The 16,196-nt window shown below is 72.1% G+C and carries 16 protein-coding genes; 4 read left to right on the top strand and 12 right to left on the bottom strand.

From position 1 onward, the window contains the following. The first annotated feature begins 5 nt into the window (after positions 1–5). From DFH01_RS06125 to DFH01_RS06115, 3 genes are read left to right on the top strand one after another with little or no spacing between them, the layout of a single operon-like run. Positions 6–473, top strand: a complete 468-nt coding sequence (locus DFH01_RS06125; protein ID WP_109869445.1) for a (2Fe-2S)-binding protein — start codon at positions 6–8, stop codon at positions 471–473. Then, positions 470–2,602, top strand: a complete 2,133-nt coding sequence (locus DFH01_RS06120) for a xanthine dehydrogenase family protein molybdopterin-binding subunit (RefSeq protein ID WP_109869444.1) — start codon at positions 470–472, stop codon at positions 2,600–2,602. Before DFH01_RS06125 ends, DFH01_RS06120 begins: the two co-directional genes overlap by 4 nt. Continuing rightward, positions 2,599–3,552 carry a substrate-binding domain-containing protein gene (locus DFH01_RS06115; RefSeq protein WP_109869443.1) on the top strand — a complete coding sequence of 318 codons (954 nt, stop codon included), beginning with the start codon at positions 2,599–2,601 and terminating at the stop codon, positions 3,550–3,552. The genes DFH01_RS06120 and DFH01_RS06115 overlap by 4 nt, the downstream gene beginning before the upstream one ends. Here the strand turns inward: DFH01_RS06115 and DFH01_RS06110 are convergent. Beyond that, positions 3,474–5,552, bottom strand: a complete 2,079-nt coding sequence (locus tag DFH01_RS06110; protein WP_109869442.1) for a sensor histidine kinase — start codon at positions 5,550–5,552, stop codon at positions 3,474–3,476. The two genes, DFH01_RS06115 and DFH01_RS06110, sit on opposite strands and share 79 nt — an antisense overlap. Positions 5,553–5,685: 133 nt before the next feature. Here DFH01_RS06110 and DFH01_RS06105 point away from each other — a divergent pair, with 133 nt between their 5' ends. After that, a complete protein-coding gene (locus DFH01_RS06105; RefSeq protein WP_109869441.1) occupies positions 5,686–6,111 on the top strand; it encodes a hypothetical protein in 426 nt (141 codons plus the stop codon). Positions 6,112–6,126: 15 nt separating this feature from the next. Here DFH01_RS06105 and DFH01_RS06100 read toward each other — a convergent pair whose 3' ends face one another. The 11 genes from DFH01_RS06100 to DFH01_RS06050 all read right to left on the bottom strand — a co-directional run bounded on the left by DFH01_RS06100 (position 6,127) and on the right by DFH01_RS06050 (position 16,196). Then, a complete protein-coding gene (locus tag DFH01_RS06100) occupies positions 6,127–7,002 on the bottom strand; it encodes an amidohydrolase family protein (protein ID WP_233255984.1) in 876 nt (291 codons plus the stop codon). A 2-nt stretch (positions 7,003–7,004) separates the two neighbouring features. Continuing rightward, a complete protein-coding gene (locus DFH01_RS06095) occupies positions 7,005–7,973 on the bottom strand; it encodes a Bug family tripartite tricarboxylate transporter substrate binding protein (RefSeq protein WP_109869439.1) in 969 nt (322 codons plus the stop codon). Between the two features lie 25 nt (positions 7,974–7,998). After that, on the bottom strand, positions 7,999–8,985 hold the full coding sequence (locus DFH01_RS06090; protein WP_109869438.1) for a Bug family tripartite tricarboxylate transporter substrate binding protein: 987 nt from the start codon (positions 8,983–8,985) through the stop codon (positions 7,999–8,001). Positions 8,986–9,014: 29 nt separating this feature from the next. Then, the gene (locus tag DFH01_RS06085; RefSeq protein ID WP_109869437.1) at positions 9,015–9,878 is read right to left on the bottom strand and encodes an ABC transporter substrate-binding protein; all 864 of its coding nucleotides are present in this window, start codon (positions 9,876–9,878) and stop codon (positions 9,015–9,017) included. Then, positions 9,871–10,554, bottom strand: coding sequence for a 4-carboxy-4-hydroxy-2-oxoadipate aldolase/oxaloacetate decarboxylase (locus tag DFH01_RS06080; protein WP_109869436.1), 684 nt, complete (start codon positions 10,552–10,554; stop codon positions 9,871–9,873). Before DFH01_RS06080 ends, DFH01_RS06085 begins: the two co-directional genes overlap by 8 nt. Next, positions 10,551–11,369, bottom strand: coding sequence for an alpha/beta fold hydrolase (locus DFH01_RS06075; RefSeq protein ID WP_109869435.1), 819 nt, complete (start codon positions 11,367–11,369; stop codon positions 10,551–10,553). Before DFH01_RS06075 ends, DFH01_RS06080 begins: the two co-directional genes overlap by 4 nt. After that, complete coding sequence (locus DFH01_RS06070) at positions 11,366–12,085, bottom strand: PIG-L deacetylase family protein (RefSeq protein ID WP_109869434.1); 720 nt, start codon at positions 12,083–12,085, stop codon at positions 11,366–11,368. Before DFH01_RS06070 ends, DFH01_RS06075 begins: the two co-directional genes overlap by 4 nt. 6 nt (positions 12,086–12,091) lie before the next feature. Beyond that, positions 12,092–13,060, bottom strand: coding sequence for a catechol 2,3-dioxygenase (locus DFH01_RS06065; protein ID WP_109869433.1), 969 nt, complete (start codon positions 13,058–13,060; stop codon positions 12,092–12,094). A gap of 22 nt (positions 13,061–13,082) precedes the next feature. Continuing rightward, positions 13,083–14,093, bottom strand: coding sequence for a LysR family transcriptional regulator (locus DFH01_RS06060; RefSeq protein ID WP_109869432.1), 1,011 nt, complete (start codon positions 14,091–14,093; stop codon positions 13,083–13,085). A 7-nt stretch (positions 14,094–14,100) separates the two neighbouring features. Continuing rightward, complete coding sequence (locus tag DFH01_RS06055) at positions 14,101–15,276, bottom strand: pyridoxal-phosphate-dependent aminotransferase family protein (protein ID WP_109869431.1); 1,176 nt, start codon at positions 15,274–15,276, stop codon at positions 14,101–14,103. An 80-nt stretch (positions 15,277–15,356) separates the two neighbouring features. Next, on the bottom strand, positions 15,357–16,196 hold the full coding sequence (locus DFH01_RS06050; RefSeq protein WP_109869430.1) for a carbohydrate ABC transporter permease: 840 nt from the start codon (positions 16,194–16,196) through the stop codon (positions 15,357–15,359).

Genomic DNA, 16,196 nt, shown 5'->3' with positions numbered 1-16,196 from the left:
CTCGCGTGCCGGTCGGCTTCGTCCTGAACGGCGCGCCCGTCGCGCCGGAGATCGAGGCGGAGGCGCCGCTGCTCGCCGCGCTGCGCGGCCCGCTCGGCCTCTCCGGCCCGCGCTTCGGCTGCGGGACGGAGCAATGCGGCGCCTGCGCCGTGCTGCTGGACGGTGCGCCGGCCTTCGCCTGCACGCTGCCGGTTTCAGCCGCGGCGGGACGGCAGGTGGAGACGGTGGAGGGGCTTGGCACGCCAGAGGCACCGCATCCGCTGCAGGCGGCCTTCCTGGATCTGCAGGCGGGGCAGTGTGGGTACTGCCTCTCCGGCATCCTGATGGCGGCGGCGGCGCTGCTGCGGCGCGTGCCGCAGCCATCCGATGCGGAGATCAAGGCGGCGCTGGCGCCGCATCTCTGCCGCTGCGGTTCGCACAACCGAATCATCCGCGCCGTGCGACGCGCGGCAGACGCCATGGCGCCCGCATGAACCTGGCCTTCAGGGGCGTCGTGGACGACGGACGGCCGCGGCTGCCGGGCAGCCTGCACGTCAACCGCCGGCTGGACCGCTGGCTGCGCTTCGACGCGCAAGGCTTCGTCACCATCTCGCCGGGAAAGGTGGAGCTCGGCCAGGGCATCCTGACCGCGCTCGCGCAGATCGGCGCGGAGGAGCTGGACGTCGCGCTCGCGCGCATCCGCGTGCAGCCCGCCGCGACGCCGGACAGCCCGGACGAGGCGGTGACCTCCGGCTCGCTCTCCATCCAGGAGAGCGGCATGGCGCTGCGCCACGCCTGCGCCGATGCGCGCCGCATTTTTCGGTCCGTTGTCGCCCAGCGCAGCGGCGTGTCGCTCGACGACATCGTCGTTCGCGACGGGGAATTCTGCGCGCCGGATGGCCGCGTGCTAGGCTCCTATTGGAGCATGGCCGATGCGGGGTTGCTGGCCGTGGAGGCCTCGCCGGAGGCGAAGCCGAAGCCGGCCGCAGAGCGCCGCGTCGCCGGAACCTCCGCGCCGCGCCGCGACCTGCCCGATAAGGTTTTTGGAGCGCCGCGCTTCGTCCACGACCTGCGGCTGCCGGGGATGCTGCATGCGCGCCTGGTGCGCCCGTCTTCCCGCGGCGCGGTGCTGACGGCGCTGGATCAGGGCGCGCTGCCCGGCGGCGCGACGGTGCTGCGCGACGGCAATTTCGTCGCCGTCGTCGCCGCGGAGGAGCACCACGCGGAGCAGGCGGCGGAGCGTGTCGCGCGCCGCGCGCGCTGGGAGGAGCGCGACACGCTGCCCCATGAGTCCGCGCTGGAAGACTGGCTGCGCAGCGCGCCGCGCGAGACATCCGTCGTCACCGAACGCAGTGCCGGGACGCCGCAAGCCGCGCATCGTGTCGAGCAAAGATTCCTTCGACCCTTCCTGGCGCATGGCTCGATCGGACCGTCCTGTGCCGTTGCGCGCTGGGACGGCGCGACGCTGGAGGTCTGGACGCATTCGCAGGGCATCTACAACCTGCGCACCGACCTCGCAAAGACGCTGCGCCTGCCGCCCGAGAACATCGTCGTGCACCATGCCGAAGGCGCGGGCTGCTACGGCCACAACGGCGCCGACGACGTGGCGCTGGATGCCGCGCTGGTCGCGCGCGCGCATCCCGGCACGCCGATCCGCCTGATGTGGTCCCGCGCCGAGGAGCTGGGCTGGTCGCCCTTCTCGCCCGCGATGCTGGTGGAGATCGAGGCCGAGGCGGACGCACAGGGCACGCTGCTGGCGTGGCGGCACCAGGTCACCTCGAACGGCCATTCGGGCAGGCCGGGGCGGGGCGCGCTGCCGACGCTGCTCTCGGCCTCCATGATCGCGGACGGCTTCGAGGTGCCGCTCTCGATCAATCCGCCGCTGGCCGGCGGCGGCGGTGCGCAGCGCAACGCCGTGCCGCCCTATCGCGTGCCGGCGCTGCATGTGGGGATGCACACGCTGCAGGCGATGCCGATCCGTGCGAGCGCGCTGCGCGGCCTCGGCGCGCTGGTGAATGTCTGGGCGATCGAGAGCGTGATGGACGACATCGCCGCAAGGGCGGGCGAAGACCCGCTGGCGCATCGCCTGCGCCACCTGGACGATGCGCGCGCGCGCGACGTGCTCGCCCGCGCCGCGCGGATGGCCGGATGGGAGACGCGCGCGAAGCGGGAGGGGCACGGCTTCGGCCTGGCGGTCTCGCGCTACAAGGGCACCGGCGCCTGGTGCGCGGCGGTGGCCGAAGTGGAATGCGCCGAGCGCGTCTTCTGCCGCCGTCTCTGGCTCGCCGCGGATGTCGGCGAGCCGATCAACCCCGACGGCATCGCCAACCAGGTGGAGGGTGGCGCGATCCAGGCGACATCGATGTGCCTGCTGGAAGCGGTGCGCCACGATACGCGCACCATCACCTCCGATGCCTGGGAGCGCTACCCGATCCTGCGCTTCCCGGAGGTGCCGGAGGTTGCGGTGGAGCTGATCGCGCGGCCGGAGGCGCCGCCGCTCGGCGCCGGGGAATGCAGCCTCGGCCCGACCATCGCCGCCATCGCCAACGCCATCGCCGATGCGCTCGGCGTGCGCGTGCGGCACTGGCCCTTCACGCCCGAGAACATCGCCAAGGCCACATGACCCTCACCCTCGCCTGCACGATGAGCGACCGCACGCGCCCGATCCATGAGGGGCGCGTCGCGATCGAAGGCTTCGACATCGCCCGCATCGCCGGCGAGCCCGAGGACCTGTTCCGCATCGCCATGCGGGAGGCGCGGCACGAGATCACCGAGCTCTCCATGGCGAGCCACATCCTCTCGGTCGCGCGTGGCGACAGCCGCTACATCGGCGTGCCCATCTTCCCCTCCCGCGCCTTCCGCCACGGCGCGATCTATGTGCGCACGGATCGCGGCATCGCCCGGCCGGAAGACCTGGCGGGGCGCATCATCGGCGTGCCGGAATACCAGCAGACCGCCGCGCTCTGGGTGCGCGGCATGCTGCGGGAGCAGCACGGCGTGGACACGCGGCGCATCGCGTGGCGCTCGGGGGGCGAACGCACGCCGCTGCAATTGCCGCCCGGCCTCGACATGCAGGTGATCCCGGCGGGCGAGACGCTGGAGGGCATGCTGGCGGAGGGCCGGCTCGATGCCTTCATCGGCCCGCGCCCGCCTGCCTGCTTCGTGCAGCGCAGCGCGCCCGTCGCGCGGCTGTTCGCCGACACGCGCGCGGCCGAACAGGACTATTTCAAGGCCACCGGCTTCTTCCCGATCATGCACTGCATCGCCATCCGCCGCGACGTCGCGGAAGCGCATCCGGGCCTCGCGGCCGCGCTGCACCGCGCCTTCGCCGAAGCCAAGGCGCAAGCGCTCGTCGAGCTTGCCATGGTGAACGTGCTGCGCGTCTCGCTGCCCTGGATCGCCGCCGAGGCAGCGGCGCAGACGGCCTTCATGGGCGGCGATCCCTGGCCCTACGGCTTCGCGCGCAACCGCGACGAGATCGCCGCGATGTGCCGCTACGCGATGGCCGACGGGCTTGCCGCGCGCGAGGTCGCGCCGGAAGAACTGTTCCACCCGGACACCTTCGCGCTCTGAGCCACCTCGCCGTCCGGCGCAGCGGCGAGCCCGGCGGGGCGGAAGCGCACCGTCGCGCGGACGCCGCGCGGATCGAACACCACCTCCGGCACGGCACCATTGCCGAGGTCCTGGCGCAGCACCTGGCCGAGCAGCCGCGTGCCGAAGCCGCGGCGGGAGGGTTCCTTCACGCGCGGGCCGCCGGTCTCCGACCAGCGCAGCTCGACCTCGTCCGCCTCGTTCACCGACCAGCCGGCCTGGACGCGCCCCTCCTCGACGGAGAGCGCGCCGTATTTCGCGGCATTGGTCGCCAGCTCATGCAGCGCGAGCACCAGCGCCTGCGCCTGGGCCGGGCGCAGCAGGGCCTCCGGCCCCGGCTCCACCGCGATGCGCCGGTCGGCCAGCCAGGGTGCCAGCGCGGCCTCCAGCACCGGGCCGAGCTGCGTCGGTCCCCAGCCATGGGCGGTGAGCAGGTCATGCGCGCGGGCCAGGGCGCGCAGCCGCTCACCGAAGCTGCGCTGGAATCCGGCCGGGTCGTCGCCGGCCTGCCGCATGGTCTGCTGCGCGATGGTCTGCACGGTGGCCAGCGTGTTCTTCACGCGGTGGTTCAGCTCCTGCACCAGCAGGTCGCGTCCGGCCTCGGCGCGCGCGCGCGCGGTGACATCCTGCACCGTGGTGCTCACCGCCTCGATGCGGCCGGTGGCGTCCCGCACCGGATGGCAGGAGACGAGGAGATGCCGCTCGTGCCGCAGCGGCCCCGCCGCCTGGACGACCACCGCCGCATCCAGCGCCGGGCGGCCTTCGCGCTGGACCTGCGCCTGGCCGGCGGTGATCGCCTCCGCCAAAGGCGGGGGCAGCACATCCGCCAGCCGGCGGCCCGGCAGCGCCTCCGGCGCCAGCCCCGCAAGGGCGGCGAGGTGCAGGTTGGCGCTCAGCAGCCGGCCCTCCGGGTCCAGCAGCGCGAGTCCGGTCGGGATCGTGTCGTGGATCGCGCGCAATTCCGCCAGGGCGTGCCGCGCTTCCTGCTCGGCGGCGGCCAGCGCCGCCGCCTTGCGCCCGGCGCCGCGCCGGGCCTGCCGCAGCCCGATGCTGGCGAGCAACGTCGCCGCCAGCGCACCGACCCCCGCCGCGCCGAGGCCCACCACCGTCAGCAGCGGCGTGTCGAGGCCGGCGCGTGGCGCCGGGACGGGGGCGGGCGGCGCCGCGGGCAGCTCGGCCAGCACCGGAACCGCGGACGCGACGACCGGCAATGCGGTTGGTTCGGGCGGGGGCGGGGCGGCGGGACCGGATAACAGCAGGGCGAGCCGGGGCGCGCCGGCCAGGGCGCGCGTCACGCGACGGTCATCGGGCGCGCCCACCGGATCGCGGCCGGCCCAGGCAATGGTCTGCGGTGCATCCTGCCCCGCGCCCAGGGCGACGAGGCGCACCGAGACCTCGCCCGCCTCCGGGATGCGTGCGAGCACAGCCGCGAGCCCCCCGAGCAGGTCGGGCGCGGCAGGCGCGGCGAGGAGCACCGCCTGGGCGCGGCCCGCCGCGCCCCCGCCGACGGGCACCGCGACGCCGATCCGGACCGGATCGGCACCGAAGGGCGCCACGGCCGTGCGCATCGCACCAAGCGCATCCGCCGCGAGCTCGGCCGCCGGGGAGGCAGGCAGCGGCGTGCCGGCCGGCAGGGCCGAATCGGCCAGCGGAGCGAGCATCGGGTCGAAGCCGAGCACCGGCACGTCCAGCGCCGCGGCGGCCGCCCGCACCAGCCGATCCAGGGCGAGGATGTCCAGGGCGCCGCCATTCGCCGTCCCCGGCGGTGCCATGGCCGCGGCGGCGGTCCGCAGGCCGGCCTCGATCCGCCGAAGCTCCGCCTCCAGCACATCCGCCAGCGCCTGGCCGAGGCGCGCAAGGGCCGCATCCTCCGGCTCCGCGGCGGCCAGTGGCCGAGAAGCGGCCACCAGCGCGCCCAGCCCGAAGCCGGCCAGCAGGCGCCGGCGTTGGAGGCGTGAAGCGAAGCCCGTGCCTGGCGGCATCCCCGTTCCTTGCAGCCCATGCAGCTTGCGGCGCGCTGCCCCGTTACGGAAGTTCTTTGTTCCAGCTAGCCTGGAGGATGCCGGCTGAGTCCCCCCGGTTGCACCAGGCCGTCCTGTTCAACAGGAGGTGATCATGCGGCGTCTCGCCCTCGCCTTGCTCCTGACCGCAGCCGGCTGCGCGGCCGAACACCCGGCGGTGCCGTCACGCGCGCAGCAGGTCGCGCCGCCTCCGCCGCCGCCGGCGACCCGGGCGGTGCGGCGGCCCGCGCCGCAGCCCGCCGAGACACAACCGATCTGGCGCGTGGCACGCGACGGCACGACGGGCTGTGCGGACGCCGGGGCGCTGCGCCTGCTGCGCGAACCCGCTGCGGACCCGGCCGCGCTGCGCCGCCTGGCGGCGGCGCGGGCGGAGGGCGGCTGCGTCACCGTCTTCCGCACCTCCTCCTGGCGCCTTCAGCAACGCACCGAGGACATGCTGCGCCTCTCCCCTGTGGAGGGCGCCGCGACCGGCCAGCTTTATTTCTGGCGCGACCAGGTGCAGGAGGATCGCGGCGGGTAGCGCCTGCTGCCGGGGTCAGTCCTGCCAGTAGAGCCGCGTCGGGTTGTCCACCAGGATGCGGTGGCGCAGCGCCTCGTCCGCGATCGCCTCGGCCAGCAGATCCACCAGGTCGCCATCGTTCGGCATGTCGCCGGCGATGTTCGGATGCGGCCAGTCGGTGCCCCAGAGCAGCCGGTCCGGCGCATCGGCCGCCAGCGTGCGGATGAAGGGCAGCGCATCGCGGAAGGGCGCGCCGGCGGAGCTGATCCGCTCCGCCCCGCAGACCTTCACCCAGGCGAGAGGGTTCTTCATCAGCTCCCGCAGCTGCGCGAAGGCGGGCTGGTCCACCCCGTCCTTCGCCTTCACCCGCGCCATATGGTCGATGACGAAGGGGATGCGGATCGCGGAGATCACCGGCGCGAGCGGCACGATGTCCTGCGCATCGAGATGCAGCACGACATGCCAGCCGAGCGGCTCGACCTGCGACAGCACGCGGCGGAACACGTCCATGTCCGGCATGCCGCCGAGATGCTTCACGAAGTTGAAGCGCACGCCGCGGATGCCGCCTTCGTGCAGCCGCGCGAGCTCGGCATCCGTGACGCCGGGATCCACCACGCAGACGCCGCGCATGGTCCCGCCGGAGCGCGCGATCCCGTCCAGCGTCACGCGCATGTCGCTGCCGTGGCAGGAGGCATGCACGATGACGGCGCGCGAGATGCCGAGGATACGGTGAAGATTCCTCAGCGCCTCGTAGGGCGCATCGGGCGGCGTGTAGGCGCGGGCCGGCGCGTAGGGGAAGACGGCGCCCGGTCCGAAGATGTGGCAATGCGTGTCGCAGGCGCCAGCCGGCGGCCGGTAGCGCGGCGTCTTCGTGTCGGGGTCCGGGCCCTTGCAGGTGGGGATCTCGCGCATGCTCATCCTTGCCGCTCGATCCCGGCCTTCTCGATCACCTCCGCCCACCGGGCGATGTCGGCGGCGAGCAGGCGCCCCATCTGCTCCGGCGTGCCGCCCTTCGGCTCGACGCCGACCGCGGTCAACGCGTTGCGCAGCTCGGGCTTCGCCAGCGCCTCGTTCACGGCGCGGTTGATCGCGGTGATCGCCTCGGCCGGCGTGCCGGCGCGCGCGACGAGCGCGTTCCAGGAGGCCACGTCGTAATCGGGCACGCCCTGCTCCATCAGCGTCGCCACGTTCGGCAGGTTCGCCGCCCGCTCTGCCGAGGTGACGCCGAGCACGCGCAGCGCGCCGGACTGGATCTGGCCGAAGATCGGGCCGGTGATCTCGAAGGCCGCATCCACGTCACCGCGCAGCACCGCGGTGACGAGCTGCGGCGTCTGCGGGAAGACCACCGTCTCGGCCTGGGTCGCGGTGCGGATCTTGAACAGCTCGGCCGAGAGGTTCTGGGTGCTGCCGCGGGTGATGGTGCCGATGTTCAGCCGGCCCGGCGCCGCCTTCATCCGCGCGACGAGGTCGGCGATGTCCTTGATCGGCGAATCCGGCTTCACGACCACGGCGATTGGGAAGGCGCCCATCGTGACGATCGGCGCGAGGTCCTTCAGCGGATCGAGCGGCAGGTTGCGGAACAGGCTGGCGCTGATCGCGGTGCCGTTGCTGGCGACCATCAGCGTGTGGCCATCGGCCGGCGCGCCGGCCAGCGCCTGCATCGCGACGATGCCACCGGCACCCGGCCGGTTCTCCACCACCACGGGCTGGCCCTGCAGCGGCGCGATCTGCTGGGCGACCGCGCGTGCGGTGAGGTCCGCGACGCCACCCGTGCCGAAGGGCACGACGATGCGCACGGGACGACTGAAGGTCTGCGCGCGCGCGCCGAGCGCCGGCAGGGACAGGGCCGCGGCAAGCGCGGCGCGACGGCTGATACGAGTCATCTTCCTTGGCCTCCCATTCACGGACTCAGTCGGCGCGCACATTGGCGCGGCGGATCAGCGCGCCCCAGCGCTCGCGCTCCGCGACGATCAGGTCGCGGAACTGCTCCGGCGTGCCAGGGGCCGGATCGGCACCTTCCGCCTCGAGCCGCGCACGCAGCTTGTCACCGCGCAGGATACGCGCGCTTTCGGCATTCAGGCGATCCACGACCGCGCGCGGCGTGCCGGCGGGCGCCACCAGGCCATACCACTGCGTCGCGTCGAAGCCGGGCACGCCCTGCTCCGCGATGGTCGGGATCTCGGGCGCGCTGGACAGGCGCTGCAGCGAGGAGACGCCGAGCGCGCGCAGCTGCCCGGCACGCACCGGCGGCAGAGCGGGCGGGCCGCCGGTCATCGTCAGGTCGATGGTGCCGGCGATCAGGTCGGTCATCATCGGGCCGGTGCCGCGATAGGGCACATGGGTCATCTCGATCCCGGTGGCGTCGCTGAAGGCGACCGCGGCGATATGCGCGGCGGAGCCGTTGCCGCCCGATCCGTAGGTGAGGCCGCGCGGATCGCGCTTCGCCAGCGCGATGAACTCCTGCACGTTGCTGGCCGCCACCTTGCGCGGATTCACCACCAGGATGTTCGGCACGATCGCCACCAGCACGATCGGCTGGAAGGAGGTGACGGTGTCGAAGCTGAGGTTACGGTAGAGAGAGGGGTTCACCGCCAGCGTGCCGATATGCCCCATCATGATCGTGTGGCCGTCGGGCGCGGCGCGGGCGACGACCTCCGACCCCAGCGTGCCACCGGCGCCGGCGCGGTTCTCGACCACGAAGGGCTGGCCGAGGGTTTCCTGCAACTCGGTGGACAGCGCGCGGGCGAGGATGTCCGTGCTGCCGCCCGGCGTGAAGGGCACGATCACGCGGACCGGCCGGTTGGGCCAGCCCTGCTGCGCATGCGCGAGTGCCGGCAGCGCGAGCGCGCCGGCGGCAAGCCCGCGCAGCGCCGCGCGGCGGGTGATGGCGTGCATGTTGGTTCGTCCTCCCTTGAGGTGCCGCTTCAGGCGATGCCGGCGGGCAGGCCGGCCCAGGCGGCGTCGAGCGTCAGCGTGTGGGGCAGCAGCCCCTGTTCCGTGCAGTAGCGGATGGCGAGCGCGATGGCCGGATCGAGCGCGGCGCGGCCCTGCGGCAGGCCGCTGCCGGCCGTCGCGGCGCGGAACAGGCGCGCGACTTCGACGACCAGCGCCGGCTGGCTCTCCGCCAGTTCCTGCCGCACGCAGACCAGGTGGTTCACCGGCACGAAGCCGTGCTGCGCCCGAAATGCGGCGCCGGCCGAGGCGACGTCGGGAAAGACCGTGCGCAGCGCGGGGTCGTTCGGCATGTCGTTGCCGAAGATCGCGGCGTCGAGCGCGCCGTCCTTCAGCATGGCCAGCAGATCCGATCCCTTCGGCGCGCGTTCCACGAAGGGCGGGTCGCGATACTCGGCGACATGCGCGTCCTCGAAGGTCACCCATTGCACGGCATCGGCGGCGACGCCGTGCCGCTCCGCCAGCACGCCGCGCAGCCAGAGGGCCGTGGTCTGGCTGTAGGCGCGCACGCCGACGCGCTTGCCGACGAGGTCTTCCGGCCGCTGCACCGGGCCGTCCTTGCGGCAGAGCAGCGCACCTTCCTGGAAGCGCGCGGCGAGCGTGACCGGCAGCAGGACGAGCGGCTTGCCCCAGGCCTTCGCCATCAGGAAGGTCGCGATCGCCATCTCGCTGACGTCGTAGCGCGCCTCCCGCACCATCGGCGCGAAGGCACGGCTCGGCACGGGCAGGTCGGCGCAGTCGAGCCTGAGCAGCGGCGAGGCGATGGCGCCGGAGAGGATTGCCTCGGTGTGCGGGTAGCGACCGATGGCGGCGCGAAGGGCGACGGGCTCAGGCATCCGCATCCTCGTAGCGCAGGCCCTTCTTCGCCAGCGCGTCCCGCATGCCGTAGATGTCGAGGCCGAGCTCGCCGGCCTTGAGGCGGGCGCGCGTGGCGTTCTCCTTCGCCTCGCGCGCGGCGCTGGCCTTGAGCACCGCGTCGGCCTCCGCGCGCTTCACGACGACGACGCCGTCATCATCGCCGACGATCAGGTCGCCGGGGTCCACGGATTGTCCCGCTATCACGACCGGAAGATTCACGCTGCCGAGCGTCTCCTTCACGGTGCCCTGGGCGGAGATCGCCTTCGACCAGACCGGAAAGCCCATCTCCTCCAGTGCGGCGACGTCGCGGCAGCCGGCCTCGATCACCAGCCCGACCACGCCGCGTGCGGCGAGCGAGCAGGCCAGAAGCTCGCCGAAATAGCCGGCGTCGGAGGGCGAGGTCGGCGCGACGACCAGGATGTCGCCCTTGCGGCACTGTTCCACCGCGACATGGATCATCCAGTTGTCGGCCGGCGGGATCGAGACGGTCACCGCCGTGCCGATGGCGCGTGCGCGCGGATAGATCGGCCGCATGTGGGATTGCAGCAGCCCCTTGCGGCCCTGCGCCTCATGGATCGTCGCGACGCCATAGGGTGCGAACTGCGCCGCGATCTCCGGCGCCACGCGCGGCGGATTGCGCTTGACCACCGTCATGCGCCCACCTCGCGGAAGAACGCCTCGACGATGGCGTTGAACTCCGCCGCGCGCTCGAAATGGCCCGAATGGCCGGCGCGTCGCAGCGTGACGGCGCGAGCGCCGGGCACGGCCGCGGCCATCGCGCTGCCGGAATAGGGCAGCACCACATCCTCCTCGCTCGGCACGAAGAGCACAGGCGTGTTCGCCGCGCCGAAGCTCGCGGGCGCGCGATTGCGCATGGCGTAGAGCTTCGCGCGCACCGCCTCGCGGTCGAAGCCCTGGCTCAGGCTGTAGATGTGGTTGTAGAGGTGGTGCAGCGCCGGCTGCTCCTCCGCCATGCGGGCGCCGGCGGCGGGGTTGATGCCGCGCGCGACCAGCTCGGCCCGCGCCGCCGCCGCGTCATGCGTCGGCGCGCCGCCCGGCGCCTGGCGCGGATCGAGCGTGCCGATCGTGGCCCCCAGCACCAGCGCCTTCACGCGGCCCGGACGCAGCAGCGCGTATTCCACGCCGGTCCAGCCGCCCATGGACTGGCAGACGATGCGGATCTCGCCGAGGTCCAGCGCATCCACCAGCGCGGCGAGATCGCCTGCGTATTCGGCAGGGTCCGGCCCGCCCGCCGGCGCGACGGAAGGAAAGAAGCCGCGATGCGAGAAGGCGACGCAGGTGTGGCGCGGCGCGAAATGCGCCACCTGCTGCCACCAGGACATCAGGTTGCCGCCGAGCCCATGCGCGAAGACGATGGCCGGGCCTTCGCCCGTGACCTCGTAGGCGATGCGCGCGCCATCCGGCCTCTCGACGAAGCCGGCGCGGCGCGGAGGTGCCCGGAAGCTCACGCCAGCGTCTCCACCACATGCGGGAACACCGCCTGGTAGCCCTCGCCATAGGTGATCTTCTTCTCGGAGTTCCGCGCCGCCTGCGCGCCGCGCTGCAGGGCCACGCGGGTGTAATACTCCCACAGATGCTCCTGCCCTTCCATGCACTCGATGGCGGCGCGCTTCTTCTCCCACACGCTGTCGATGCCGAGCAGGACGTCCGGCTTCCAGTCGCACTGCTCGGGCTGGTGCGGCTCGAACAGGAAGACCGGCGGCGCACCCAGGACCTTCTGGTGCGGGTTGTGGCCATGCGCCTGCGCGGTGATGCGCGCATTCTGCGCCCAGGCGGTCACCGCCGGGTGGTCGTGGTTGTAGATGTCCTTCTCGGAGTGCGTCAGCATGAACTTCGGGTGGATGGCGCGGAACACGTCCACCAGGCGGAAGAAGGCCTCGTTGGTCAGGTTGATCGGGTAGTCGCCGAGGTCCCAGAACTGGATGTCGTGCACGCCCAGCACCTGCGCGGCGCGCTTCGCTTCCGCCTCGCGCCCGGCCTTCACCTTCTCCATCGTCATGCCGGGCTGGCGCCACAGCTTCGCGCTCTCGCCGCGCTCGCCGTAGCTCAGGCAGATCACGGTGACTTCCCAGCCCTTCGCCGCATGCAGCGCGATGGCGCCGCCGGCGCGCCAGACGAAATCGGCGGAATGGGCGCTGACGACGAGCGCGGTGTTGGCGGGCATGTCGATCTACCTCTTGCTGTCGGGCAACGGCGGCGTGCCGTGCGTATGGAAACTCTCGATGGTCTTCAGGCCCCAGGCCTGGCCCTTCTTCCGCTCGGCCTCGGTCCAGGTGATGGTCTTCCAGTCCGGCGCGAGGATCAGCCGCGCGCCGGCATGCGCCACCTCCACGCGGTTGCCGCCGGGCTCCCAGACATAGAGGAAGAAGGTCTGCTGCACCGCGTGCTTGTGCGGCCCCGTCTCGATGAAGACGCCGGCCTCGAGGAAGGTGTCGGCGGCCTGCAGGATCGCCTCGCGGCTGTCGAGCGCGAAGGTCACGTGGTGGAAGCGCCCTGGCACGCCATGCGCTTCCTTGGTGAAGGCGAAGTCGTAGGATTTGTTGTTGGAGGTCAGCCACATCCCGGCTTCCTCCCCGCTGTCGAGCTCGATGCGCTCCGTGCAGCGCAAGCCGAGGGTGCGCTGGAAGAATTCGCGGCACGCGCGGACATCCACGGCGAGGCAGTTGAAGTGATCGAGACGGCGCACGTTCACGCCGCGCGCGGGATAGCGTTCCGCCTGGTTCTTCAGCGCGGGGCGGCGGTCGGGCGGCGCCGCGTACCACTCCGTTTCCCAATAGAGCTCGAAGACATGGCCGTCCGGATCGCGGAAACGGAAGCTCTCGCCATGGCCGAAGTTTTCTCCCGTGCGCGTCACCTCGGCGCCATCGGCGCGCAGCGCGGCCACCCGGCGCTCCAGCGCCTGCGCGCTGCGGGTGCGGAAGGCGGCGTGGCCGAGGCCGGAGGTGTGCGATGCCGTGAGCTGCAGCGAATAGCGCTCGTAGTCGTCCCAGCCGCGCAGGAAGACGCTGTCGCCCTTCTCGCCGCTGACGGTCATGCCCATGACGTCGCGGAAGAAGCGGAGGCTCTCCTCCGGCTTCGGCGTCAGCAGCTCGACATGCCCCAGATGGGCGATGTCCATGACTGGCTCGTCGCCCTGCATGGGTTTCCTCCGTCCCGCGACGCTACCTAGGCCCGACGCGGCGACGAGTCCTATTGCTTCTTGCCGGCTTGGTATCACTGTTCGGCATATCGGCAAGCCCGCGGGCGGAAATCTCCGCCAGGTGGTCGCGCAGGCAGGCGAGGAAGGCCGCGGCGGCCGGCGATGGCCTGGATTCCGGCGGCAGGATCAGCCCCGCGGGCCGCGCCGGCGCCGGGATGGGCAGCGGCACCACGCGCAGCGCGCCGCGCAGCAGGTCGCCCGTCATCATCAGCCGCGGCATGACGGAAAGGCAATCCGTCGCCAGCAGCATCTCCCGGATGAAGCCGTAGGAGGAGGAGCGCAGCGGCGCTGCGGGCATCAGGCCGAGCAGCGACAAGAGCTGCTCGATCTCCTGCCCGACGCGCTGCGTGACGGTGGGCAGCACCAGGTCGTAGCGGCGCAGCGCCTCTTTCGGCACCGGGCCTTCGCGCGCCAGGATCGGATGGTCAGCACGGGCGAGGACGGAGATCGGCTCCTCCCACAGCGCCTCGCGCAGGAAGCCATCGGGCAGTGAGGGCGCGTAGAGCCGGCCGACCACCAGTTCCACTTCCCGCGCGGCGAGCAGCGCCAGCAATTCCTCCGTGCGGCCCTGCTGCAGGCGCACCTGGATGGCGGGATGGCGCTGCTTCAGCCGGATCAGCGCGCCCGGCAGCACGCCCACCGCAGCGACGGGCAGCACGCCGATCGCGACGCTGCCGCCTTCCGCGCTGCCGACGGCATCCAGCTCCTCGTCGGCGCGGCGCAGCTCGGCCAGCACGCGGCGCGCCGTGCGCACCATGACCATGCCCTCCTCGGTCGGCCGCACGCCGCGCGGATGGCGTTCGAACAGCCGCGCGCCGGCGATCTCCTCCAGCTCCTGCAGGCTGCGCGACAGCGCGGGCTGGCCGAGGCCGAGGGCGGAGGCCGCCTTGAGCAGGCTGCCATGCGCCTCCAGCGCATCGGCGACGCGCAGCAGCGGCAGCTTCAGGCGCTGGTCGAGATAGCGCCGCGGCATGCCGTTCTCAGCCGGCGGTCTCCGCCAGATAGGCCATCGCCGCCTCCACGCCGCCCGGCGCATGCGGCATGCCTTCCAGCCGCAGCCCGATCTCCGTGGCGCCGAGGATGCCCAGAATCATCGGCTCGTTCAGGTCGCCGAGATGGCCGATCCGGAAGACCTTGCCGCCAAGCCGGCCGAGCCCGCCGCCAAGTGCGACATTCATGCCGGCGACGCGGCGGCGCAGCGCCTCCGCATCGCTGCCTTCCGGCACCAGGATGGAGCTGACGGAATCGGAGACGCGCTCGGGCGAGAGGCAGAAAAGCTGCGGGCCGTCATTGCCCGACCATTGCCGCACGCAGCGGCGCACCGCCTCCGCCAGGCGATGGTGGCGGGCGATGACGTTGTCGAGCCCCTCCTCCTCGATCAGGCGCAGCGATTCCCGCAGGCCGTAGAACAGGGCGATGGGCACCGTGCCGATGAAGCTGCGGTGCCGCCGCTCCAGCATGCGGCTCCAGTGGAAGTAGTGCTTCGGCAGGTGGGAAGCTTCGTGCGCCCGAAACCCCTTCTCGGAGACGGCGGTGAAGCTGAAGCCCACCGGCAGCATCAGCCCCTTCTGGCTGCCGCCGACCGCGGCATCCACGCCCCATTCGTCATGCCGGTAGTCGAGCGAGCCGAGGGAGGAGATGGTGTCCACCAGGAACAGCGCGGGATGCTTCGTCTCGTCCAGCAGCGCGCGGATGCGCGCGAGGTCGAGCGTCATGCCGGTGGAGGTCTCGTTGTGCACGGCGCAGACGGCCTTGAGGCGATGCGCGCCATCCGCGGCGAGCGCCGTGCGCAGCGCCGCGTAATCGACGCCGCGGCGCCAATCGGCGGGCAGCGTCTCCACCTCCAGGCCCAGATCTGTCGCCATGCGGCCCCAGGATTCGGAGAAGTGGCCCGTCTCGATCACCAGGATGCGGTCGCCGGGGGAGAGCAGGTTCGTCAGCGTGGCTTCCCAGGCCGCGTGGCCGGAGCCGGTGTACATGAACAGGTGCTGCTGCGTGCGCAGCACGCGCTTCAGGCCGGCGATGCAGGCATCGTAGACGGCGAGGAAGTCGGGACCGTTGAAGTCCACCGTGTGGTGGGTGATGGCCTGCTGGATGCTGTCCGGGATGTTGGTCGGGCCCGGATTGGCGAAGAAATGGCGGCCGCGCGGCGTCATGGGCGTTCCCTCGGGGGCCGTCGGGGAGGGCGGCCCGTTGCGGAGTTGTCTCCGCAATCCGGGGAAAAGGGAAGCCAGGGTCAACCCTTCACGGCGCCGGCCGTCAGCCCCTCCACGATCCGCCGCTGGAACACCAGCACCAGCAGGATCAACGGCACCGTCACGATGACGGAGGCCGCCATGATCCGCCCCCAGGGCAGCTCGAAGGCGGAGGCGCCGCTGATCAGCGCGATCGCCACCGGCACCGTGCGCATCTCGTTCGTCAGCGTGAAGGTCAGCGCGAAGAGGAACTCGTTCCAGGCCGCGATGAAGGCCAGCAGCCCCGCCGTCGCCATGGCCGGCGCCATCAGCGGCAGGAAGACGCGGGTGATGGTCACGAAGGGAGTCGCGCCGTCCACCATCGCCGCCTCCTCCAGCTCCTGCGGCAATTCGCGCATGAAGGTGGTCAGCACCCAGACCGTGAAGGGAAGGGTGAAGATCAGGTAGCTCAGCGTCAGGCCGAGCAGGTTGTTGTAGAGGCCGAGCCAGCGGATCAGCTCGAACATGCCCGACAGCACCGCGACCTGCGGGAACATCGAGACGGAGAGGATCACCATCAGCAGCGGCACGCGCCCGCGGAAGCGGATGCGGCCCAGCGCATAGGCCGCGCCCGAGGCCAGCACCAGCGAGACCAGCACGACCGAACCCGCGACGAAGACCGAGTTGAGGATGTTCCTGCCGAAGGGCTGCTGGCGGAACAGCTCGGCATAGTTGCTCCATTGCGGATCGCGCGGAAGAAGCTCCGTGCCGAACAGCGCCTGCCCGCCCTTCAGCGAGGAGACGATCGCCCAGTAGAAGGGGAACACCGTGTAGACCACGATGACCGCCACCAGCAGCCAGAGCCCGAGACGGCCCATCGCGCGGCGAAGCGGGCGCGGCAT

This window comes from Falsiroseomonas bella (assembly GCF_003173615.1).
GTDB lineage: Bacteria > Pseudomonadota > Alphaproteobacteria > Acetobacterales > Acetobacteraceae > Falsiroseomonas > Falsiroseomonas bella.
This window is presented reverse-complemented; position numbering and strand designations above follow the sequence as displayed.

Bases quoted from the DNA above. Each gene is read 5' to 3' on its own strand.
- DFH01_RS06095 (WP_109869439.1), bottom strand. From the start codon at position 7,973: ATGACTCGTATCAGCCGTCGCGCCGCGCTTGCCGCGGCCCTGTCCCTG.
- DFH01_RS06065 (WP_109869433.1), bottom strand. From the start codon at position 13,060: ATGCAGGGCGACGAGCCAGTCATGGACATCGCCCATCTGGGGCATGTC.
- DFH01_RS06120 (WP_109869444.1), top strand. From the start codon at position 470: ATGAACCTGGCCTTCAGGGGCGTCGTGGACGACGGACGGCCGCGGCTG.
- DFH01_RS06110 (WP_109869442.1), bottom strand. From the start codon at position 5,552: ATGCCGCCAGGCACGGGCTTCGCTTCACGCCTCCAACGCCGGCGCCTG.
- DFH01_RS06105 (WP_109869441.1), top strand. From the start codon at position 5,686: ATGCGGCGTCTCGCCCTCGCCTTGCTCCTGACCGCAGCCGGCTGCGCG.
- DFH01_RS06070 (WP_109869434.1), bottom strand. From the start codon at position 12,085: ATGCCCGCCAACACCGCGCTCGTCGTCAGCGCCCATTCCGCCGATTTC.
- DFH01_RS06090 (WP_109869438.1), bottom strand. From the start codon at position 8,985: ATGCACGCCATCACCCGCCGCGCGGCGCTGCGCGGGCTTGCCGCCGGC.
- DFH01_RS06100 (WP_233255984.1), bottom strand. From the start codon at position 7,002: ATGCGCGAGATCCCCACCTGCAAGGGCCCGGACCCCGACACGAAGACG.
- DFH01_RS06080 (WP_109869436.1), bottom strand. From the start codon at position 10,554: ATGACGGTGGTCAAGCGCAATCCGCCGCGCGTGGCGCCGGAGATCGCG.
- DFH01_RS06055 (WP_109869431.1), bottom strand. From the start codon at position 15,276: ATGACGCCGCGCGGCCGCCATTTCTTCGCCAATCCGGGCCCGACCAAC.
- DFH01_RS06060 (WP_109869432.1), bottom strand. From the start codon at position 14,093: ATGCCGCGGCGCTATCTCGACCAGCGCCTGAAGCTGCCGCTGCTGCGC.
- DFH01_RS06115 (WP_109869443.1), top strand. From the start codon at position 2,599: ATGACCCTCACCCTCGCCTGCACGATGAGCGACCGCACGCGCCCGATC.
- DFH01_RS06085 (WP_109869437.1), bottom strand. From the start codon at position 9,878: ATGCCTGAGCCCGTCGCCCTTCGCGCCGCCATCGGTCGCTACCCGCAC.
- DFH01_RS06050 (WP_109869430.1), bottom strand. From the start codon at position 16,196: ATGCCGCGCCCGCTTCGCCGCGCGATGGGCCGTCTCGGGCTCTGGCTG.